20 protein-coding genes are annotated in these 20857 nt (G+C 53.7%); 10 read left to right on the forward strand and 10 right to left on the reverse strand.

Annotated elements, in window-relative coordinates; translation table 11 throughout:
* Positions 1–74 precede the first annotated feature (74 nt).
* Positions 75–1313 (forward strand): Nramp family divalent metal transporter, encoded by a 1239-nt coding sequence (locus ACP3TC_RS05830; RefSeq protein ID WP_313853049.1) that lies wholly within the window; start codon positions 75–77, stop codon positions 1311–1313.
* Positions 1314–1358: 45 nt separating this feature from the next.
* Here ACP3TC_RS05830 and ACP3TC_RS05835 read toward each other — a convergent pair whose 3' ends face one another.
* Together ACP3TC_RS05835 and mgrA are read right to left on the reverse strand one after the other, a co-directional pair.
* On the reverse strand, positions 1359–1727 hold the full coding sequence (locus ACP3TC_RS05835; RefSeq protein WP_426817741.1) for a DUF2502 domain-containing protein: 369 nt from the start codon (positions 1725–1727) through the stop codon (positions 1359–1361).
* A 161-nt stretch (positions 1728–1888) separates the two neighbouring features.
* Positions 1889–2878, reverse strand: coding sequence for an L-glyceraldehyde 3-phosphate reductase (gene mgrA / locus ACP3TC_RS05840; RefSeq protein ID WP_426817742.1), 990 nt, complete (start codon positions 2876–2878; stop codon positions 1889–1891).
* A 218-nt stretch (positions 2879–3096) separates the two neighbouring features.
* Here mgrA and ACP3TC_RS05845 point away from each other — a divergent pair, with 218 nt between their 5' ends.
* Entirely contained in the window at positions 3097–4752 is a 1656-nt protein-coding gene (locus tag ACP3TC_RS05845; protein WP_426817743.1) for an alpha-keto acid decarboxylase family protein, read from the forward strand.
* Positions 4753–4909: 157 nt separating this feature from the next.
* Positions 4910–5875, forward strand: a complete 966-nt coding sequence (glk, locus tag ACP3TC_RS05850; RefSeq protein ID WP_313853045.1) for a glucokinase — start codon at positions 4910–4912, stop codon at positions 5873–5875.
* Between the two features lie 51 nt (positions 5876–5926).
* Here the strand turns inward: glk and ACP3TC_RS05855 are convergent, their stop codons facing one another.
* From ACP3TC_RS05855 to ACP3TC_RS05865, 3 genes are all read right to left on the reverse strand, one after another.
* Positions 5927–6664 carry a LytR/AlgR family response regulator transcription factor gene (locus tag ACP3TC_RS05855; RefSeq protein ID WP_313853044.1) on the reverse strand — a complete coding sequence of 246 codons (738 nt, stop codon included), beginning with the start codon at positions 6662–6664 and terminating at the stop codon, positions 5927–5929.
* Positions 6665–6689: 25 nt separating this feature from the next.
* The gene (locus tag ACP3TC_RS05860) at positions 6690–8372 is read right to left on the reverse strand and encodes a LytS/YhcK type 5TM receptor domain-containing protein (RefSeq protein ID WP_426818242.1); all 1683 of its coding nucleotides are present in this window, start codon (positions 8370–8372) and stop codon (positions 6690–6692) included.
* Between the two features lie 167 nt (positions 8373–8539).
* A complete protein-coding gene (locus ACP3TC_RS05865) occupies positions 8540–9781 on the reverse strand; it encodes a DUF1479 domain-containing protein (protein WP_426817744.1) in 1242 nt (413 codons plus the stop codon).
* 134 nt (positions 9782–9915) lie between these two features.
* Between ACP3TC_RS05865 and ACP3TC_RS05870 the strand changes: the two genes are divergently transcribed.
* Both ACP3TC_RS05870 and alaC read left to right on the forward strand, forming a co-directional pair.
* The gene (locus tag ACP3TC_RS05870) at positions 9916–10443 is read left to right on the forward strand and encodes a GNAT family N-acetyltransferase (RefSeq protein ID WP_313853042.1); all 528 of its coding nucleotides are present in this window, start codon (positions 9916–9918) and stop codon (positions 10441–10443) included.
* A 120-nt stretch (positions 10444–10563) separates the two neighbouring features.
* On the forward strand, positions 10564–11775 hold the full coding sequence (gene alaC, locus ACP3TC_RS05875; RefSeq protein ID WP_313853041.1) for an alanine transaminase: 1212 nt from the start codon (positions 10564–10566) through the stop codon (positions 11773–11775).
* A 58-nt stretch (positions 11776–11833) separates the two neighbouring features.
* Here alaC and ypdK read toward each other — a convergent pair whose 3' ends face one another.
* The 3 genes from ypdK to ACP3TC_RS05890 form a co-directional block, all read right to left on the reverse strand.
* On the reverse strand, positions 11834–11905 hold the full coding sequence (ypdK, locus tag ACP3TC_RS05880) for a membrane protein YpdK (RefSeq protein WP_156322224.1): 72 nt from the start codon (positions 11903–11905) through the stop codon (positions 11834–11836).
* 198 nt (positions 11906–12103) lie between these two features.
* Positions 12104–13132: an HlyD family secretion protein gene (locus tag ACP3TC_RS05885; RefSeq protein WP_426817745.1), complete on the reverse strand. Its 1029-nt coding sequence runs from the start codon at positions 13130–13132 to the stop codon at positions 12104–12106.
* A 2-nt stretch (positions 13133–13134) separates the two neighbouring features.
* Positions 13135–14739, reverse strand: coding sequence for an MFS transporter (locus ACP3TC_RS05890; RefSeq protein ID WP_426817746.1), 1605 nt, complete (start codon positions 14737–14739; stop codon positions 13135–13137).
* 165 nt (positions 14740–14904) lie between these two features.
* Between ACP3TC_RS05890 and ACP3TC_RS05895 the strand changes: the two genes are divergently transcribed.
* The 4 genes from ACP3TC_RS05895 to ACP3TC_RS05910 all read left to right on the forward strand — a co-directional run bounded on the left by ACP3TC_RS05895 (position 14905) and on the right by ACP3TC_RS05910 (position 17606).
* Positions 14905–15693: an IclR family transcriptional regulator gene (locus tag ACP3TC_RS05895; protein ID WP_313853036.1), complete on the forward strand. Its 789-nt coding sequence runs from the start codon at positions 14905–14907 to the stop codon at positions 15691–15693.
* An 11-nt stretch (positions 15694–15704) separates the two neighbouring features.
* A complete protein-coding gene (locus ACP3TC_RS05900; RefSeq protein ID WP_426817747.1) occupies positions 15705–16157 on the forward strand; it encodes a universal stress protein in 453 nt (150 codons plus the stop codon).
* A 63-nt stretch (positions 16158–16220) separates the two neighbouring features.
* Positions 16221–17072, forward strand: coding sequence for a hypothetical protein (locus tag ACP3TC_RS05905; protein WP_426817748.1), 852 nt, complete (start codon positions 16221–16223; stop codon positions 17070–17072).
* Between the two features lie 252 nt (positions 17073–17324).
* Positions 17325–17606, forward strand: a complete 282-nt coding sequence (locus ACP3TC_RS05910; protein ID WP_426817749.1) for a hypothetical protein — start codon at positions 17325–17327, stop codon at positions 17604–17606.
* A 474-nt stretch (positions 17607–18080) separates the two neighbouring features.
* Here the strand turns inward: ACP3TC_RS05910 and ACP3TC_RS05915 are convergent, their stop codons facing one another.
* Positions 18081–18236, reverse strand: coding sequence for a hypothetical protein (locus ACP3TC_RS05915; protein WP_426817750.1), 156 nt, complete (start codon positions 18234–18236; stop codon positions 18081–18083).
* Between the two features lie 276 nt (positions 18237–18512).
* On the opposite strand from ACP3TC_RS05915, the gene ACP3TC_RS05920 reads away from it, so the two are divergent.
* Entirely contained in the window at positions 18513–19403 is an 891-nt protein-coding gene (locus tag ACP3TC_RS05920; protein ID WP_426817751.1) for an SMP-30/gluconolactonase/LRE family protein, read from the forward strand.
* Positions 19404–19436: 33 nt separating this feature from the next.
* Here ACP3TC_RS05920 and ACP3TC_RS05925 read toward each other — a convergent pair whose 3' ends face one another.
* Positions 19437–20672, reverse strand: a complete 1236-nt coding sequence (locus ACP3TC_RS05925; protein WP_313853031.1) for an L-lactate MFS transporter — start codon at positions 20670–20672, stop codon at positions 19437–19439.
* Positions 20673–20857: the final 185 nt, after the last annotated feature.

Here is a 20857-nt window from a genome sequence, read left to right on the forward strand (position 1 = left end):
ATAAACTCATTCACACCCGCTTGAGAATCCTTATCCTGAAGGATAGTTAAGCATTTCAGGCAAGAGGCAGCAAAATGTCAGAGAGCCGCACCGCGCAACGTGCTGCACGCGGAGTTCGCAAAGTTAAATTAGCCCTGATGGGGCCAGCCTTTATTGCGGCGATTGGTTATATCGATCCCGGCAACTTTGCCACCAATATCCAGGCGGGTGCATCCTACGGCTATAAGCTGCTGTGGGTGGTGGTGTGGGCCAACGTGATGGCGATGCTGATCCAGCTGATGTCGGCCAAGCTGGGTATCGCTACCGGCAAAAATCTCGCGGAACATATTCGCGATCGTTTTCCACGTCCGGCGGTATGGTTCTATTGGGTGCAGGCGGAAATTATCGCCATGGCAACCGATCTGGCGGAGTTTATCGGCGCGGCGATTGGTTTTAAGCTGCTGCTTGGCGTCACTCTGTTGCAGGGAGCGGTACTGACCGGCGTCGCGACCTTCCTGATTCTGATGCTGCAAAGCCGAGGGCAGAAACCACTTGAACTGGTGATTGCCGGTCTGCTTCTGTTCGTTGCGGCCGCCTATATCATCGAGCTGGTTTTCTCACAGCCGAAAGTGGTCGATCTGCTGCAGGGCATGGCGATCCCTTCACTGCCGACCGCCGATGCGGTGTTCCTGGCAGCCGGTGTGCTGGGGGCGACCATTATGCCGCATGTGATTTATTTGCACTCATCGCTGACGCAGCGCGGTGATGGTAACTCGCGCGCTGAGCGCTATTCAGCCACGAAACTGGATGTGGCGATAGCCATGACGATTGCCGGTTTCGTTAACCTGGCGATGATGGCGACGGCAGCGGCGGCATTCCACTTTAGCGGACACAGCGGTATTGCCGATCTTGAACAGGCTTACCTGACTTTAGAGCCGTTGCTCAGCCATGCGGCTGCCACGGTATTTGGTCTGAGTCTGGTCGCGGCGGGGCTGTCGTCAACGGTGGTGGGTACGTTGGCGGGGCAAGTGGTAATGCAGGGCTTCATCCGTTTCCATATTCCGCTGTGGATTCGTCGGGTAGTGACAATGCTGCCTTCCTTTATTGTCATTATGGCGGGTTGGGATCCGACGCGAATTCTGGTGATGAGTCAGGTGCTGCTGAGCTTCGGTATTGCACTGGCGCTGGTGCCGCTGCTGGCATTCACCGGCAATCGCGAACTGATGGGCGATATGGTTAATTCCCGCCTGATGCAAAATACCGGCAAAGTGATAGTGCTGCTGGTGGTGGCGTTAAATCTCTATCTGCTGGTGGGAATGGCGCTGGGGCTTTAGCTTAGTCCTGTCGGGGAGCCGAAAAACGGCCCCCCGATTCAGCTATCAGTCATCGTGATGATGGCGATGATGTTTTTTCCATTCGTGTTGCTGATGGCGGCGTTCGCGCTCACGATGTTTCCACTCGCGCTTGCGCTGCTGTTCATGCCAGGCGTGCTCGCGCTCACGCTCTTTATGACGACGCCACTCTTCATGTCGCCACCAGCGTCCTTTTTCCCACTGATAATTATCACGCCACCAGCGATCATCGCGCCAGCGGCCACCGTCCCAGTACTGGCCACGGTCGTCACGGTCTCCCAGATGCAGCGTCACACCGGGTAATAAAGTAATTTCTGCGCTATTGGCTTGTGCTGTGTGGATAGCCAAAGGCGATAAGCTTGCCAGCAAGGCGGCAAAAATAATGGCACGTTTCATATTATCTCCTTATCAACGGCAGGCTACACCGCTGGGTCAGGCAAGATTATCCTGAGTGCGCAACGTAATCTTTCGGGGAGTTTCTGAAAAATAGCAACAAAATTGAATTTGAGACAAATCTGCATCGGGGAAAACCGCCGTCGAAACGGCGGGGTAAACGCTTACACTAAAATGGCTTCAATCTGTTCCAGCTGTTGTGCGCTGAAGTGACGATTGGCCAGCATGCCAACTGCATCATCAATCTGGCTGGTTTTACTGGCACCGATCAATACCGAGGTGACGCGATCGCCGCGCAGCACCCATGCCAGCGCCATTTGCGACAGCTTCTGACCGCGCTCTGTCGCCAGCTGATTAAGCTGACGCACTTTTGCCATCTTCTCTTCTGTCAGTTGCTCGCTGCTCAGGAAACGACTGCCGCTGGCGGCGCGTGAATCTTGCGGTACTCCCTGCAAATAACGATCGGTCAGCATGCCGCCAGCCAGCGGTGAGAAAGCGATACTGCCGACGCCGCCTTGTTCCAGTACATCCAGCAATGCGTCTTCTGGGGCGCGTTCAAACATGGAGTATTTTGGCTGATGGATCAGGCATGGCGTACCGAGATCGCGCAGGATAGCGATCGCCTGTTGCGCCAGATCCGCCGGATAATTTGAGATCGCGGCATACAGCGCCTTGCCCTGGCGTACCAGATGATCCAGCGCGCCCATGGTTTCTTCCAGCGGGGTTTCCGGGTCCGGACGATGGTGATAGAAGATATCAACATACTCCAGCCCCATGCGCTTCAGGCTTTGATCAAGGCTGGTAACCAGATACTTACGCGATCCCCAGTCGCCGTAAGGCCCGTCCCACATGGTATAACCCGCTTTGGACGAGATAATCAGTTCGTCACGGAAGGGGCGAAAATCCTCGCGCAGGATACGCCCGAAATTCTCCTCAGCCGAACCTGGCGGTGGGCCATAGTTATTAGCCAGATCAAAATGGGTAATGCCACGATCAAAAGCATGACGCAGCAGATTACGGCTGTTCTCCAGCAGTGTGTTATCGCCGAAGTTATGCCATAAACCCAGCGAAATCGCTGGAAGTTTCAGGCCGCTACGTCCGCAGCGGCGATATTCCATCTGTTGGTAGCGCCCGGCATCGGGAAGATAGTGCATGTTTTTATCCTGCAGTATTGAGGGTCGGTAAGCCTTACAGCATAGCAGTGTATGCGTTTACACTAATCGGTTCCGCGCCCTGCATCGCAACTTACAGAAAATTCCGCACGCGTAACGTTCAGTTTCCAGCATCTGTTGTTTCAGCATCGATCGGCAGGTCGCTGTTATGGCTATTTATCCAATACTTAAAGCTCAGTCCGCTCGTAAGGAGTCCGATAATGAGCATTACCACGGTTGGCGATTATCTGCTGCATCGACTTAATGAAATCGGTATCGATCATCTTTTTGGCGTTCCCGGCGACTATAATCTGCAATTTCTCGATCATGTGATTGACCATCCGCGGCTCGCCTGGGTCGGTTGTACCAATGAGCTGAATGCTGCCTATGCCGCCGACGGTTACGCCCGCTGCAAACCTGCCGCTGCGCTGCTTACCACCTTTGGCGTTGGCGAATTAAGTGCGATTAACGGCATTGCCGGCAGCTATGCCGAGTATGTACCGGTAATACATATTGTGGGGGCGCCTTCACTGAGCGCCCAGCAGCAGGGTGATTTGATTCACCATTCGCTGGGGGAAGGAGATTTTACGCCGTTTCTGCGCATGGCGCAGCCGGTCAGCGTTGCACAGGCGGCGTTAACCCCGACTAATGCCTGCGAAGAGATTGATCGCGTGCTGGCTGAAGTGCTGGTGCAGCGCCGCCCCGGCTATCTGTTGCTGTCAACTGACGTGGCGGCATCTCCGGCGGACTTGCCGCAGTCAGCGCTAAGCTTGCCAGCGGCTGCGGATTACCGCGCCGCGCTGGCGGCGTTCAGCGACGCGGCAGAACAGATGTTGGCACAGGCGAAAAGCGTTTCGCTGCTGGCCGATTTTCTCGCCGATCGTTTTAAAGTGACACCCGAGCTGGCGAGCTGGCTGCAACAGGTTAATTTGCCGTATGCCACCTTATTAATGGGCAAAGGCGTGCTGCCGGAACAGCTGCCGGGTTTTGTCGGGACCTATGCCGGTGCCGCCAGTATTGAGTCCACGCGCCGCGCCATTGAAGAGGCGGAGGTGATAATTGCCGTCGGCGTGCGCTTCAGCGATACCATTACCGCCGGCTTTACCCAGCAAATCGACCCGCAACGGTTTATCGATATTCAGCCGTTTTTCAGCCGGATTGGCGACCGTCAGTTTGATAACCTGCCAATGCAGGCGGCCGTTGCGGCACTGCACCAGCTAAGTTTACATTATCAGCAACAGTGGACCCACACCGCGCCCGCCCCACCGGCGCTGCCGCCGGCGTCAGGGGCGAAACTGAGTCAGAATGCGTTCTGGCAGGCTATGCAGAATTTTATCCAGCCGGGTGACCTGCTGGTGGCCGATCAGGGTACTGCCGCGTTTGGTGCCGCCGCGCTGCGCCTGCCGCAAAATTGCCAGCTGCTGGTACAGCCATTATGGGGATCGATTGGTTACAGTTTACCGGCAACATTTGGCGCGCAAACCGCCGATACCGAACGGCGGGTGATCCTGATTATCGGCGACGGTTCGGCGCAGCTGACCATTCAGGAGCTGAGTTCGATGATGCGTGATGGCCTGAAACCGATTATTTTCCTGCTGAATAATGATGGCTACACGGTAGAACGGGCCATCCATGGTGCTGAGCAGAGCTATAATGATATTGCAGCCTGGAACTGGACCCAACTCCCGCAGGCGCTGAGCCTGCATTGTCCGGCACAAAGCTGGCGGGTGGTCGAGAACGTTCAGCTGACTGAAGTGATGAAGGTCATTGACGCCAGCCCGCGTTTATCGCTGGTAGAAGTGGTATTGCCACAGATGGATGTTCCGCCGTTGTTGCAGGCGGTCAGCGCGGCCTTAAATCAGCGCAATTCATGCTGATTTTCAGAAAGATGCCAGTGGGCAGCCCGCCCGCTGGCATATAATGTAGAACGCGCTTTTTTCAGTCAGACGCTCGCCTTTCTTCCCGGTGAGCGTTGTTGTTTTATCGGGGGAAATTTATAGTGGTACTCATTGACGTTAACGGAGCAGCAGAATAATGACAAAATATGCTTTGACAGGCGATGTTGGCGGCACCAACGCACGCCTCGCCCTGTGCGAGGTGGAAACGGGCAACCTGTCGCAGGTCAAAACTTTCCCGACATCAGAATATGACAGTCTTGAAGCCGTGATTCGCGTCTATCTTGAAGAGCAACAGCAGGATATTAAAGACGGCTGTATCGCTATCGCCTGCCCAATAACCGAAGACTGGGTCGAGATGACCAATCACGACTGGGCGTTTTCCACCCGTCAGCTGAAAGCAAATCTTGGTTTTGAGCATCTGGAAATTATCAACGACTTTACTGCGGTATCAATGGCAATCCCGATGCTGTCGGCGGCGGATGTCATCCAGTTTGGTGGTAAAGATGCAGTTAAAGACCGTCCGATTGCGGTTTACGGTGCCGGAACCGGCCTCGGCGTGGCGCACCTGGTGCACGTCGATAAGCGCTGGGTGAGTCTGCCGGGCGAGGGCGGTCACGTAGATTTTGCGCCTAACAGTGAAGAAGAAGACCTGATTCTGGAAGTGCTGCGTGCGGAAATCGGCCATGTATCCGCCGAACGCGTGCTGTCCGGGATGGGGCTGGTCAATCTGTATCGGGCGATTGTTAAATCAGATGACCGTGTACCAGAAAACCTGTCGCCGAAGGATGTTTCTGCGCGTGCGCTGGAAGACAGCTGTATTGACTGCCGTCGGGCGCTGTCACTGTTCTGCGTGATTATGGGGCGTTTTGGTGGCAACCTGGCGCTGACGCTTGGCACTTTTGGCGGCGTGTATATCGCCGGGGGCATTGTGCCGCGCTTCCTCGAATTCTTTAAATCCTCGGGTTTCCGCGCGGCATTTGAAGATAAAGGGCGTTTTCGCGACTACGTTACCGATATTCCGGTGTATATGATCACCCACGATCAACCGGGCCTGCTGGGTGCCGGAGCGCATCTGCGTCAGACGCTGGGGCGCGTGCTGTAACCGCTGATTTTCCCGCTGGGGCGGCGTTCTCGCCGCCTAAGCCCGCGGTGATTACAACCGCATTAACTGGCGGAATGCCTTAACCTTACTTCTGCTGACCGGCACCTGAAAATCCAGATCGCGCAGCTTCAGAATATAGGTATTGTTGAACCAAGGCTCGATTTCGCGAATTTTACTCAGATTAACGCACCATGAGCGGTGGCAGCGGAAGAAATACTCTTCCGGCAGGCGGCTGCAAAACTCGGTGATATTCATCGACATCACGTACTCTTCACGCCGCGTATAAACAAACGTCATTTTTTCATGCGCTTCAGCATAATAAATATCGTTAATATCGGTGACGATAATCCGATCATCTTTCTCTAAATTGATGGTCATCGGTGTGTGACGCGCCTGCGGGGTGCCAGCGGTTTGCGCCTGCTGATTCTGCTGGTGGGTCAGTTCCAGCTTGCGCAACATGGTGACAATCCGCGACTCATGGTATGGCTTGAGAATATAGTCGAAGGCTTCCAGCTCAAAGGCTTCTACCGCATGTTCTTTATAAGCGGTGATAAATACAATCAGCGGCTTATGGGTGAATTTGCTGATGTTTTGCGCCAGCAATACCCCATCCAGTGATGGAATGTTGATATCGAGAAAGATCACGTCGACCTGATGATTTTGCAGATATTTCAGCACGTCGAGACCGTCATCAAAACGGCCTTCAATCTTAATCTGGCTATGTTGCTGAATCAGCCAGCTTAGCTCTTGCTGAGCCAGAAACTCATCTTCAACAATAATCGCATTCACAAGTTATTCCCCAAAAAACGGTGCATCACACCGAAAGTGAACCATTATTTTCTGTCAGCGAACTGCCATTTTTACTGACGTAGAAAGCGATTTCTGTCCCGGGATTAAGCCGGTAAATCTGTAACCCTTCACCGTACAGTAACTTCACGCGATGATGCACGTTGAGTAAACCAATTTTATTGCCCGGCATTTCGTTATTTTCGACGCGTGCTATTACTTCGTCACTGATGCCATTCCCGGTGTCGCGTACCGAAATACGCACCCGGTTACCCTGATCCTGTACTGCCAGCACCACCACGCCTTTGCCCCGGCAGGGCTGAATACCGTGCACGATGGCATTTTCCACCAGCGGCTGGATTAACAAACTCGGCACTTTACAGGCGACATCTTCATCGACCTCATAAATTACCGTCAGTTTGTCACCAAAGCGTGCCTGTTCAATCGCGATATAATCTTTAACTTGATACAGCTCTTTCTTGATATCGATAGCGTCATCATCGCTGAACTCCAGGTTATAGCGCAGATAGCGTGACAGATTGATAATTAACTGACGTGCAGTATCCGGATTCAGCCGAATCGAAGAGGAGATGGCATTCAGCGCATTAAACAGAAAGTGTGGATTAATCTTGCTTTGCAGCGCGCGCAATTCAGCTTTATTCGCCATTTCACGCAGCTGCTCGGCGCGTGAGACTTCCAGCTGGGTCGAGATAATCTGCGACAGCCCGATAGCCATCTCCTTCAGCGACCAGGTAATTCGGTGCGCGTGCCGGTAATAAATTTTCAGCGTGCCGGTCACTTCGCCTTTTTCCCGCAGCGGAATCACAATCATAGAGTGAATATCTGGCGTGCGGTGCGCTTCATCATTGTTCTTAATGATAATTTTCCCGCTGGCAATCGCCTGCGCAGTGGTCGGGCTGATGCCATCATCGCCGTTATGATAGTTGTGCTCGCCAAAGCCAACATAGGCAAGAATCTGATGTTTATTGGTAATTGCCACGGCATCGGCATTGATATCGCAGCGGATAATATCGCAGACCTTGCGCAGCGACTGGCTGTTGACCTGGCGAAACAGCGGCAGGGTTTTATTGGCGATATCCAGCGCCAGCTTGGCCTGCCGCGCGGCAATCGCCTCTTTTTCGCCCTCGACGCTCTGCACCAGTAATACAATTAAGCCAATGCACACCGCGCCAAGAATCATCGGCAGGGCAATTTCCGATACGATAGCCAGACCGAGTGATTTAGGTTCGGCCCACAGCACAATCAGCAGCATGGTCAGTGACTCACACAGCATGCCGCCAATAATACCGACGCTCCACTGTTTGTCCTTCGCCACTTTCAGGTTGATCCAGCCAGCGATAAATCCGGCGGCAATACTGGTGACTAAACAGGGAACCGACGTCACGCCGTGAATATCGATCAGAAAACGGTGAACCCCGGCAATGACGCCGGTAGCAATGCCAACCCACGGGCCAAACAGAATCCCGCCGGACATCACCGCAATCACTCTGACGTTAACCAGCGATCCGTCGACGTTAATGCCGGTCCAGGTGCCAAACAGCGCAAACAGTGAAAAGATAGCGCTAACGGCAACCAGCTCCTGACGCGAATGCTGATCTTTTTGCAGTAACTGGCGAAAGTGACGCGTGCGCGTCATAAAGAATAAGCTGATTAACATCAGCGCCGCGCGGTCAAACACCGCCAGCAGCATGTCAAAGATGGATTGCACAGGCATCCCGCAAGGCTAAAGTTGAAGCCACAATAATAAGGAAACTCATGGTAATGTGCCAGGCAACTGCGCGGAAGATTGCCGCATCGCGGCTTAAGATCAATTTTGCTGCAATAAATAGCGGGGCGAAAGCCTTCGCCCCGTCAACGTCAGCCTTTAAGTTGCACTTTTCCTAATGCTGTCAGGCTCTGTTCACCAGCGCGGCCAGTAAAATCGACCTCGAAGTCATCGGCGGCAAAGTCCGGCGGCGACCTTCCCTCAACAAACGCCGGCCACTGGCGGTGCAGATAAGCGGCGTTTTTCTCACACCAGGGCGCGGCAGCGATATACATCACGTTACTGTCAAACTCGCCATGATGCTCGTTTTCCACCGCATGAATCACATCGCAGTGCCAGAAAACCGTATCACCCGGCTCCATATCCGGAATTGAGGAAATCCCTTCCAGTAAAAGAGGATGCCAGCTTTCACTGACCGATAATGCCCGGCCAGGGGCCGCACCACACAGATCGTCTTCCGGCACGTCATCCTGTAGCGCACGCAGCAAAATATAGGCCATGGCGTTGGCTACCGGCAGTAACCGCAGCGTACCGCCATGCTGGCGTTGCGGCGTCAGCGCCGTCCAGCCCTGAAAAGTACGAAACATCGAACAGACCGCCGGTGACGGGCATTCGCGCACTTCGGTACGTTTTTCCGCATCAAATGGATTGTATTGCTGCCAGTTACCGCTGAATACCGCGCGGTATACATGACGGAAGTTCTCATCCAGCCAGCGCTCAATCGAACCGCCATCCACATGTGGCGACAGCCCCAGTGACGTGGAGTTTGACGGGCGGCGACGGGTGCGATCGGCATAAGTCACCACGCGCTGCGGATCAAAATGCTGCTGACCGTGGCTTTCGCTTTGCCACAGGCTGTTAAGAAACACCTGAACTGCGGTCATGCGCGCATGCTGGCGCGCTTCCACCTGTGGCGCAGACCAGTAAATGCCATAGATTTGTGGCTTACTGGCTTTCAGATCGCCAAAATAATTATCTTCCGCCGCATGTTTGAGTCGTTCGACAAAATTATTCCGCTCAAGGTAGTCACCCACTTCCTGATTCCACTGGCGCGCGGTCTCCTGCGGGAATACGCCACGAATGGTGCAGCAGCCGCGTTGCCTGACCCGCTGTTTCTGTTGTTCGCTAATCCGCCCCTGGATAATGTCTTCCGCGTCCAGTTGCGGCACCGGATGTTCGCCCGCAGCCTGCGCGCTATGCAGTTGATCGATCTGCCGGCGCATATCCGCTTCAACTTGTTGAAATACGTCACGGTAATCAGGTAGCTCAGCGCGTAACTTGATCTTGATCTCACGAATGGCGGTGGGTATATCGTCGATATGTAGTGATGGCATAAGATGTTCTCCGGGTCTGTTATACAGCTCAGAATATTTTTCTATTGGTAGGTTCGTAGCCATCAGAACGCAAAAAAGCGGAATTAAACAGGGTTGAGTTTATAACTAAATTTCCCCTTATCAGGGAGTGTGCTATGCATTTGACGACGGAACGGTTGGTATTAAGCAAGCTGCAACCGGAAGACTGGCAGTTATTTAACGCGCTGCACAACGATAAACAGGTCATGCGCTGGATCAGTGAGATCCCTTCGCACGCAGATATTCTTCAGCGATTTAACGAGCGTCTGGCCCCGTGGCAAACCAGCAGTTACCACATGTTGTGTATGGTGCTGCGGCTGCGTGAAACGGGTGAAGCGCTGGGAATGCTGGGCGCTAATGCCGACTGGATTCCATGGCGTCAGGTTGAAGTCGGTTATTCATTGCTGCCGCAACATTGGGGAAAAGGCTACGTCAGTGAGGCCTTACAGTTGATGTGTCAATTTTTAACCGTTCAGTGCGAATTCCACAAACTGAAAGCCTCGGTAGTGGAAGGGAACTGGGCGTCACGGCGGGTACTGGAGCACAGTGGTTTTGAGCTGGAGGGGACACTGCGGGATAATTATCTGCTGCGTGGGCAGTGGGTAAACGATTGGGTGTTTGGTCGGCTGAATAATGCCAATTGAAAAAATTTTATCCTGCCCCCTCGACAGCCTGGCAAACAGTGCGATATGTTCATTCCTCGACCACCGCAGTGGTCAGCGTCGCTCGGACGGTCCGGGCGCTTACGTAAATCAGAGGATGCTATGGCTGACAACGGCTCAACTCGTCGTTTTTCTCGTATTGAACGTCTCCCCCCTTATGTGTTCAACATCACTGCTGAGCTGAAAATGGCTGCGCGTCGGCGCGGCGAAGATATTATTGATTTCAGCATGGGTAACCCGGATGGCCCCACGCCACCCCACATTGTCGAAAAACTCTGTACCGTTGCCCAGCGCGAAGATACTCACGGTTACTCGACTTCGCGCGGAATCCCGCGCTTGCGCCGGGCGATCTCCCGCTGGTATGCCGATCGCTATCAGGTAGATATCGATCCAGAGTCGGAAGCTATCGTTACCATTGGATCGAAAGAGGGGCTGGCGCATCTGATGCTGGCAACGCTTGATCATGGCGATACCGTACTGGTGCCGAATCCCAGCTATCCGATTCATATTTATGGCGCAGTCATTGCTGGTGCTCAGGTGCGCTCGGTGCCGCTGGTAGCCGGCGTCGACTTCTTTAATGAGCTGGAGCGAGCGATACGCGAAAGCTATCCGAAACCGAAGATGATGATCCTCGGCTTTCCGTCTAACCCGACCGCGCAGTGCGTCGAGCTGGATTTCTTCGAGCGGGTTATCGCGCTGGCAAAACAGTATAACGTACTGGTGATCCACGATCTTGCCTACGCCGATATCGTGTATGACGGCTGGAAAGCGCCCTCAATTATGCAGGTGCCGGGCGCGCGTGATGTGGCGGTTGAATTCTTTACCCTGTCAAAAAGTTACAATATGGCCGGCTGGCGCATCGGTTTTATGGTGGGCAACAAAGAGCTGGTCAGCGCGCTGGCGCGCATTAAAAGCTATCACGATTACGGCACGTTTACGCCGTTGCAGGTGGCCGCAATTGCCGCGCTGGAAGGCGATCAGCAGTGCGTGCTTGATATCGCCGCGCAGTATAAACGCCGTCGCGATGTGCTGGTAAAAGGTTTGCATGAAGCGGGCTGGATGGTTGAAGTGCCAAAAGCGTCAATGTACGTCTGGGCGAAGATTCCCGAGCACTACGCACATTTAGGTTCGCTGGAGTTCGCCAAGCATATGTTGCAGGAAGCGAAAGTCTGCGTGTCACCAGGTATCGGTTTTGGCGATTACGGCGATACCCACGTGCGCTTTGCGCTGATTGAGAACAGCGATCGTATTCGTCAGGCGGTCAGGGGAATTAAAGCGATGTTTCGTGCTGACGGTGTTATCACGTCTGAGTAATGAAAACGTTATGAAGGGGCGGCGATTTTCGCCGCCCTGACAGAATGCCTGCGCTGTATTAAACCATTAACATAAAAGTGCCGACCCAGATGCACAGGAAGAAAGAGATTCCCATCAAAGCGTATTTCACCAGATAACTCCTCTGAGCAGTTACGACAGTGGTGATCCCAGGCCCACGTAACGCAACAGATTGAGAGAAAGATGTGCTTATTAAGGTGCATCACGCTTTCATCTCAGGTTGCCCCGGGAAACCCGGAGCAGGATCGGGACTAATCTACGCTGAAATATCTGTAAAATAAATAGTCTTGTTCTGAGACGTTCTTCACAATTATTTAACCATAATCTGCGGCACCACTGACATTCCGACGCGCAGGCGGGAAAGGTCCGGCTGGTCGGCATCCAGCACGATTTTAACCGGCAAACGCTGTACCACTTTGGTGAAATTACCGGTGGCATTATCCGCCGCGATAGCGGAGAAAGTGCTGCCGGTAGCTGGCGCAACGCTGTCAACGTGCCCACTAAAATGGCTACCGGGAAGGGCATCGACTTCAATAGAAACCGCCTGACCCGGCTGCACATTAGCCAGCTGCGTTTCAAGGAAGTTCGCCACCACATAGCTTTGCTGTAGCGGCACCACTGCCAGTAAACGCGTACCCGCCGAGACAAAAGCCCCCTGACGCAGTGAGCGCTGACCAATCACGCCGTCAACCGGTGCGGTAATGCGGGTATAAGAGAGGTTTAACTGAGCCTGATCGACGCTGGCCTGCGAGGCGGCAATATCCGCTTTCGCCTGCTTCAGGCTGGCCTGCAAAATCCCCACCTGCTTGGTTGATGCCAGCAGCGCGGCCTGATCCTGCTGCACCTGCGCGGCGGCGGAGCGCATGGTCGAGCTGGCCTTTTGCTGTTCGTCGGCGGTAGCGGTACCGGATTTCAACAGCTGACGATAGCGGTCGGCATTTTGCCCGGCGTAGCTGAGCGTTGCCTGGCTGGAGCTAACGGCGGCACGGGATTGGTTAATCACCGCTTGTTGCTGATCCAGCTGAGCTTCAATGCTGATGAGCTTGGCCTGACTGATCTGCAGATTGGCATTGGCGGTTTCCAGCGCCACGCGATAGTCGCGGTCGTCCAGCGTTGCCAGCAAATCGCCAGCCTTAACCTGCTGGTTATCGGTGACATTCACGTTGGCGATATAGCCAGAGATCTTCGGCGCGACCAGCGTGTAGTCGGCGGTAATATAAGCATCTTCGGTGCGATAACTTTTTTGCGTCATCGTCGACCAGATAAACAGCGCTATCGCCAGCAGCATAACCAGCAGCAGCGTCAGCAGAAGAGTTCGTTTTGCAGGAGTGAAACGCATAATCATTTTCCCGGGGTGTGCGTGACAGATTGAATAAGAGTTTGCGGCGGCCAGACGCGTTTTGGCAGCCAGACGGTAAGCAGGACCAGCAGTATTGCGAAGCCAATCAGCATCAGGTAGCTGTCACTGATGCTCAAAACCACACTCTGATGTTTTACCAGCGTGGCGAAGTGGCCAATATTTTCCGCCGAACTGATGCTGCCGTCTGGCAGCAGCGGAGCGGAGCCGCTGGCGCTGGCGGCTGAATCAGCCGTCATCAGCCACGAGCGGTTTGCCGCCTGATCGAGCAGGTTATGTGAATGAAACTGCTGGCGATGGCTGAGAAACCATTCAACTAATGCGCCCGCGGCGACGCTGGAAAAACCGCGTACGGTATTAAACATCGCCGAAGCAAACGGTCCTTCCGGCGGCAGAACGACGCTGGTGGCACTCATCAGCACCGAGACGATCATCATCGGCTGACCAAACGCCTGCATAGCCTGAATCATCCAGAAATTTTCCCGCGCCCAGTCGCTGGTCAGCTGCGACCCCATCAGGCAAGAGGCCGCCATCAGCGCCGCGCCCAGCGACAGCATCCAGCGGCTGTCTATCCAGCGTAGATTAAGCAGTGCCGCCACCAGCGGCGCAATAATCAGCTGCGGCAAGCCAATCGCCAGCGCCAGCGGCGCAAACTGCGCGGTGCGAAAACCCTCAACCTGAGCAAAATAGGCAGAAGGCAGCGCCGAGCCGGATAGCGCAATGGTCAGCACGATGGCCAGCACCAGCAAGCCATGTGCGAGATTGGTGCGCGCCAGAATCTGCAGTTTGAACAGCGGCAGCGGATGAAACCACTCGTTAATAAAGAACACCAGCAGCAGGGCCAGCGAACTGAGCAGCATCGCGCAGATTAGCGGCGAGTTCAGCCAGTCCAGGCGTTCACCTTGCGTCAGCGTCATCACCAGCAGCGCCATTCCGCTACAGCCGGTCAGCATGCCGAACAGATCGATTTGCTTAAAGCGTTCGAAACGGGTGGGATCCTGCGGCAGGCCCCAGGCGATCAATAATCCGGCCACTATCATTGGCGGGATCACCTGCCAGAAAACAAACTGCCAGCCTACCGAGTCAGTCCAGAATGCCGCCAGTGAAGCGGCCATATTGGGTCCGAAAGTTGCGGTTAACGCATAGGCGCTCAGACCAAACAATTTTATTGGCGGCGGCAAAAAGCGCAGGGCGACGGTCATTAACAGTGGCGGCAGCGCCCCGCCAAAAATACCCTGTAAAACGCGCAGGGCGATAAACAGCGTAATATCCGGCGCGAAGGGCAGCAGTGCGCCGGTCACGGCAAAACCGATCGACACGCCAATGGCAAAGCGGCGCAGTGAAAGAGTGACGGCAAACCACGGTGCGATCATCATGGTGGCGACTTCAGCCGCCTGATAAACCGTCGTAATCCAGCTACCCTGGTCATAGCTGATGCCGAGTGCCGCGCGCACGTCAGCCAGTGCAATATCACTGACGCGATCGTTTAAACCCGAGGTGAGCGCAGCGATCAGTACTCCCACTAAACCGAGCGCCAGACGCAGGGTAAAAGGATGGGGGACCGGTGCCGCAGCGGGCTGGCCGTTCATAGCAGATGCTCCATAAGAAATTATTATATTCGGTGCACTGTATTGCGATGTGATACAGCGGGCTGCATATTACATCGTGGTTTGCTGTATTGCAATGTGGTACAGGCTGTAAAAAGTGCGCAAGAAGCGCTAAAGTATCTTTGCCCTGATAATAAAGAGAACATCATGTCTGTATCTGAAAACCCTCAACGCCGCGACGATGAAAAAGCGGGTGGCATTCAGGTCATCGCTCGCGCCGCGAAAATTCTCAATGCCTTAGGTGAACAATCAAATGGCATGAGCCTGGGGGAAATTGCCCAGGCGGTGGATTTACCGCGCTCGACCGTGCAGCGTATTGTCGCTGCGCTTGATTCTGTCCAGATGGTGCGAATTCAGGGGGCGGGCGGCGTGCGCCTCGGGCCTGCGCTGCTGCGACTGTTGTCCGGAGTGCATACCGATGTGGTAGAAATCGCCAAACCCTATTTACAGACGCTGTGTGATGCGACCGGAGAAACCGTATCGTTGTCGCGCGCCAGCGGCACGCAGCTGGCAATTTTGCATTACGTGGTCGCCGATCGCGAGCTGCGGGTGGTGCCGCGTATCGGCCTTAATCTGCCACTGTACAGCACCTCGGGTGGCCGCGCGCTGCTGGCGCTGGAGTGTGATGACGATGCGCGAACGCTGGTGGGTGAGGCGTATATGGCGATAACGCAAAATACGATTAAAACGCTGCCAGAGCTGCTGGCACACTTGAAAGAGGTGCGCCAGACCGGCGTCTCTTACGATCGCGGTGAAACGCTGGAGGGCATCTCCACCATGGCGGTGGCGATTGATACCGTGCTTGGGCGTTTCAGCATTTCATTACTGGTGCCCTGCGCACGATTTCAGCTGAATGAAGCACTGTACCGTGCTGAAATTCTCAAGTGCAAAGAGGCAATGACGCGTGAGATTGGTAAAATTACCGCTCGCGATTAAGGGAGAGAGAGATGAAAACGCTGTTAGTGGCAGTCGATAATTCAGATTTAGCCCGGAAAGTGGTTTCGCTGGCAACCGAACAGGCGCTGGCGATGCAGGCTGAAGTGGTGGTGATATGTTGTGTTGATCCCAGCTACTCGACTCCGGCTGGCCCGCTGGACATTACCGCCGGTGAAGATCCGGCAGATTTTGGTGCTGCCCAGGATGAGCAAAACACCGCCGAAGCCGCGGTGCGACACGCGCTGGCGCAACTATTGCGTGCCGGCATCAATGCCCGTGGCCGGGTCGTGGCGGGCGAGTCGGCAGAAACCATTGTGGCACAGGCAAATGAGCTGCAAGCCGCGATGATTATCATGGGACGTCGTCATCTGTCGCCATTCAACCGTCTGCTGAAAGGCTCGGTCAGTGCTGCGGTCATCGAACGTGCGCATTGCCCGGTGCTGGTGGATGTGCGCGCAGAATAACCCTCTGCCTGGGCGGTGCGCCACGCGCCGCCTGAAATCTCAGTCTGACTCGGGAAACCTGTTTTGAATAACCCAACCCTGATCCCTTCGGTTATCGCGCTGTTGGTGCTGTCACTGCTGGCATTGTTGCTGGTTAAAAAAGGTAAAATTGGTCGCCTGAGCGCGCTGTTATTGGTAATTATTCCGCTGGTGGTGGGCAATGGGGTCTGGCTCGGCTGGATTTATCCGCAGCAAAAACAGCATCAACAGCAACAGCAGCTACAACGACAGCAACAACGGCAGGCGGATAAAATTGCTGATGCACAGCAGCAGCTGGCCGCGACGCCGCCGTACAGCACCATCAGGCAGCAGCAGCCAGCGCTGTATAAGCAGATAAATGAGCAATTAGTCGCTGCGGTACGCGCCGGAACTGACCCGGACAAAGCAATAGGCCAGCTACGCCCAATGGTGGCTGAACTGCTTAATCAGCGGGTAGGTCGCGCAGATGACGACAGCATCATCAACTATATGCGCCTCTCGGTCAGCCAGATGGAAAACCTGCGGCAGCAGAATGGGGAGCTGTGCTTTAAGTTTTTGTTCCCGCAAATCCGCGGCGGTGTGAACAGCGAAGAGCTGTTGCCGCAAACGTTACTGCAACAGGATCGGCAGCAGATGGATGCGCTGCTACGCGCCAGTCAGGGGGCAGAGAAGCCGATCGATATTGCGCAGGCGCGCCGGAGTCTGCAAAGCATTGTGCGTAAGCTGTATGCCAAATGGGGCAGCGATCTGCAATTGCTGAATTCTCCCACTGACAGCCGTGTCGAACCTGAAAAAATGTGCGATATGACCATCGATCTCTACAGCGCGGTGTTGGCACTTCCGACCAAACAATCCGCCAATGTTCTGCGTATGATGCTGAGCACTAACGCCGGATAACAGATAAAAAAAAGCCCGCTCGCCGCGGGCTTAAAGGTCAATTCATTGTCATTATGGTTAAAAAACCTGGTGTGGCACAGACTGGCTTTCGCTGTCTGACAGCATAATCTCACCAGTGCCAGGATAGCGCCATTCGGTTAATTGAATCGATTCAATCGGCAAAAATTTCCAATTTTTCTGACAATTAAGCTTCTGTCCGATTGTTGCCTGCTGCCGGATTGCTATCATGCCGCATCAAAAAGAGGAAAAGTGATGAAAATCAAAATTATTAGCGCAATGGCGCTGCTTTTATTAGCGGGATGTACCTCCAGCAAACCCGGTGCCTTCGAGAGAGTAGACGAAGACCCGCTGTCAAATACCGTGCAATATCGCTTTAATCCAGAAACGGTCAACCGTGATGCGATGCTCAGCGATCTGACAAACTATTATGTCAACAAGGGTTTTGATATCGCAGAATCGTTACCAGAGCAAAAGAGTCATGTTCCGGGATTGAAGAAGGTGTGGTATCAGTGTAATTACAGCATTAAAGGCTAATCCTCTGCGTAATTAAAGCCGCAGCGGCGTTGGCTGCGGTCGCTCACCCGAATCACTGACTTGAGTCAGCTCATCGGGATTCTCTCCTTGCCGCCTTGCTGCAACTCTAATTACTTTGAGGATTTCCGCGGCGTAATTAAAGCCGCAGCGGCGTTGGCTGCGGTCGCTCATCCGAATCACTGACTTAAGTCAGCTTATCTGGATTCTCTCCTTGCCGCCTTGCTGCAACTCTAATTACTTTGAGGATTTTTCCGGCGTAATTAAAGCCGCAGCGGCGTTGGCTGCGGTCGCTCACCCGAATCACTGACTTGAGTCAGCTTATCTGGATTCTGTTCTTTTTCGTCGCTACAAATAATAAGGGCGGGAAAAATTCCCGCCCAAGTTTACTGCTTTATTTTCTTATATTGCTGTGTGCAGGCTTTGCCCACGGATATGAGACCCTGGTGTGGCTCATATTTTTACTGAATTCTTCACTTATCTGCCGCGATGGTGTCCGTGACCATGTCCACCACCGTGCCAGCCGCCGCCGCCATGCCAGCCACTATTGTGATGATGCCCTGGCGCGACGATACACCCACTCAACATTGTCATCAGTGCGACGACTGAGACCGCTTTAATTATTTTTTTCACGGTGTAAATCCTTCCTCTTTTCAATGACTACAACTTTACGAAACAAAAGTGGAGGAATAATGCCTGCTTTGTAGAGTTATTTAATAAGATATTTAAAAATATTTCAGTTGGAGTTTTTGACAGGGCAGTAAGCGGATTGGAATAAGAATTAACTGAATAAGATATCATAATATAAGGCGTATTCCGAAAAGCAAAAAGAATTAGATAATCATTCTCATCTGAAATCCAGCTACAATAAGTGGCACCATTGTGGAATCAGGACATAAAGAGGGAAAGATGGCTTATCAGGTTGAATGTGTGCTGCCGTTGCAGGCTGAACTGGGGGAGTGTCCGCTATGGTCGCCGGAACATCAGGTGCTGTGGTTGGTGGATATTCTGGCACCGGCGATTCATCGTTTTCATCCGCAAAGTGGTGAGTGCCAAAGCTTTCCACTGACTGAAGAGGTGGGCTGCATCGGTCTGCGTGCCGGTGGCGGTATCGTCGCTGCGCTGCGTAGCGGCGTATGGTTCCTCGATGAGCAGGGAAAAATCGAACGGAAAATTGCCGATAACCCAGGCGAGGCCAGCAAAAGCCGCTTTAACGACGGCCGGGTTGATCCCTTTGGGCGCTTCTGGTGTGGCAGCCTGTGGGAGCCGCAGGATCGCAACGGCGGCAAGTTATGCTGCCTGGATTCTCAGCTCAACCTGACGGTCGTGAATGACGATGTGAAAATTTCCAACGGGCTGGCTTTCTCACCAGACCGCCGCTGGATGTATCACAGCGATACGCCGAATGCGGTGCTCTGGCGCTATCCCGTTGACCCAACCAGCGGTGAAGTGGGCGCGCGTAAGGCGTTTAAACGCTTTGACTCTCAGCAGGGTGGTTTACCGGATGGCGCGGCAATCGACAGCGAAGGCTACTACTGGTCGGCAATGTTTGATGGGGGACGCGTGGTGCGAATTCATCCTGAAAGCGCTGAAATTGTTGATGAAATCATATTGCCGGTACGTTGGCCGACAATGGTGGCTTTTGGCGGGGAAGATTTGAAAACCCTGTATATCACCAGTTCTCGTGAGGATCGTACCGAAGAAGAGCTGGAGCGTTATCCACTTTCCGGCAATGTGTTCGCCGTGCGGGTAGAGGTAGCTGGAATGGTGGAACCGCTGTTTCGTTATCATCAGCGTTAAAAGCACGGGCCGGAGATTCTCCGGCCCGTTGAATCAGGCTTTACTTTGTTGATAAGCCGTTTTTACTTTCGCCGGCTGATGCGGCAGGCGAATGGTGGTGGAGATAATCAGCGAAATCACCAACAGCGTCATAATCAGGCTAAAGGTCACGGTGAAGCCGCCAAACAATGAAGCAATCAGTGAGCCCATCACGCTGCCGATACCAAAGCCGAGATAAAGTACACCGTAGTTTTTCGTCAGGTTATTCAGGCCAAAGAAGTCACTCACCAGCGACGGATAAACGGTAATGGTGCCGCCAAAACTAAAGGCCACACAGGCAATAGAAATAAAGAAGGTGGTTTGATTCATACTGGTAAACAGCAGAATGCTCATGCCGACCAGAGAAACCACCTGTGCCAGCGTAATGACCCGGATACGCGCAATCTTATCCGACAATACCCCAAGAATCAGGCGTCCGCTCAGATTGGCGATGGCGATAATCGTGACCGCATTGGCCGCAGTTTGCGTACTGAGATTCACCAGCCCTTCGCCAATGTCTTTTGCCACGCCGATAACATACAGGCCACTCATACAGGCAGTCAGAAACATTAAAGCCAGCAGCCAGTATTGCGGCAGACGCATGGATTCAGCCAGCGAGAAATCACGCACGCTCTCTCCGCTGCTGGTGGTGGTATTCGGCTGCTGTTTTGGCGCATCTTTCATCAGTAATGCACCGGTAATAATCATCACCATCGCCATGCCGCCCCAGATAATAAAGGTGGTTTCCAGGCTATTGACGCTTAACAGATAACTACAGATAAATTTGAACCCCAGGCTGCCTAAGCCGTAGGCACCGATTGCGCAGGCAGAGATCAGCCCTTTGCGCTCCGGGAACCATTTTACACAATTGGATAGGGTAATCAGATAACCAGCACCGTCCGCCAGGCCGACCAGCAAGCCAGCACTGAGGTATAACATAAACAGGCTGTTGGCATGAGCGGTAAGGAAGAAGCCGACCGCCATCAGCAAACCGGCACCGATAGTGACGTTACGCACGCCAAAGCGTTCCTGCAATTTGCCGGCAACCGAAGAGGCAAGCGCCAGCCCGAGGCTAAGCAGACCGAAAGAGAAGGCGACCTGACTGATGGGGGCGTCCAGCTTTTGGGAAAGCTGACTGTTAAACAGGCTCCAGGTATATACCGAACCCAGCGCAAACTGAGTAATAATGGTGCCAAACAAGGTAAGCCAGCGCGTGCGATTATTGGGATTCACTGCCGTCTGCGTACTCATAGGTATTCTCCCGGTGGGGAATGCTGAAATTGCAGTAATAGTAAGTTGCCGCAGCGGGGAACGGGGGAATCCGGCATGAACTGACGCAGGCGCGGAATGAAATGCATTGAAAACAGCATAAACGGCATTGATTACGCTTTTCTGCCCTTAGAAGTGGGCGGGGAAGGCGTTAAATAGGTTATCGG

It is taken from the genome of Winslowiella sp. 2C04 (assembly GCF_050037805.1).
GTDB lineage: Bacteria > Pseudomonadota > Gammaproteobacteria > Enterobacterales > Enterobacteriaceae > Erwinia > Erwinia toletana_A.

Excerpts from the sequence above, each read along its gene's own strand:
- ACP3TC_RS05885 (WP_426817745.1), bottom strand. The coding sequence starts at position 13,132 with ATGCGTTTCACTCCTGCAAAACGAACTCTTCTGCTGACGCTGCTGCTG.
- ACP3TC_RS05830 (WP_313853049.1), top strand. The coding sequence starts at position 75 with ATGTCAGAGAGCCGCACCGCGCAACGTGCTGCACGCGGAGTTCGCAAA.
- alaC (WP_313853041.1), top strand. The coding sequence starts at position 10,564 with ATGGCTGACAACGGCTCAACTCGTCGTTTTTCTCGTATTGAACGTCTC.
- glk (WP_313853045.1), top strand. The coding sequence starts at position 4,910 with ATGACAAAATATGCTTTGACAGGCGATGTTGGCGGCACCAACGCACGC.
- ACP3TC_RS05845 (WP_426817743.1), top strand. The coding sequence starts at position 3,097 with ATGAGCATTACCACGGTTGGCGATTATCTGCTGCATCGACTTAATGAA.
- ACP3TC_RS05895 (WP_313853036.1), top strand. The coding sequence starts at position 14,905 with ATGTCTGTATCTGAAAACCCTCAACGCCGCGACGATGAAAAAGCGGGT.
- ACP3TC_RS05925 (WP_313853031.1), bottom strand. The coding sequence starts at position 20,672 with ATGAGTACGCAGACGGCAGTGAATCCCAATAATCGCACGCGCTGGCTT.
- mgrA (WP_426817742.1), bottom strand. The coding sequence starts at position 2,878 with ATGCACTATCTTCCCGATGCCGGGCGCTACCAACAGATGGAATATCGC.
- ACP3TC_RS05900 (WP_426817747.1), top strand. The coding sequence starts at position 15,705 with ATGAAAACGCTGTTAGTGGCAGTCGATAATTCAGATTTAGCCCGGAAA.
- ACP3TC_RS05910 (WP_426817749.1), top strand. The coding sequence starts at position 17,325 with ATGAAAATCAAAATTATTAGCGCAATGGCGCTGCTTTTATTAGCGGGA.
- ACP3TC_RS05835 (WP_426817741.1), bottom strand. The coding sequence starts at position 1,727 with ATGAAACGTGCCATTATTTTTGCCGCCTTGCTGGCAAGCTTATCGCCT.
- ACP3TC_RS05860 (WP_426818242.1), bottom strand. The coding sequence starts at position 8,372 with ATGCTGCTGGCGGTGTTTGACCGCGCGGCGCTGATGTTAATCAGCTTA.
- ACP3TC_RS05865 (WP_426817744.1), bottom strand. The coding sequence starts at position 9,781 with ATGCCATCACTACATATCGACGATATACCCACCGCCATTCGTGAGATC.
- ACP3TC_RS05870 (WP_313853042.1), top strand. The coding sequence starts at position 9,916 with ATGCATTTGACGACGGAACGGTTGGTATTAAGCAAGCTGCAACCGGAA.
- ACP3TC_RS05890 (WP_426817746.1), bottom strand. The coding sequence starts at position 14,739 with ATGAACGGCCAGCCCGCTGCGGCACCGGTCCCCCATCCTTTTACCCTG.
- ACP3TC_RS05920 (WP_426817751.1), top strand. The coding sequence starts at position 18,513 with ATGGCTTATCAGGTTGAATGTGTGCTGCCGTTGCAGGCTGAACTGGGG.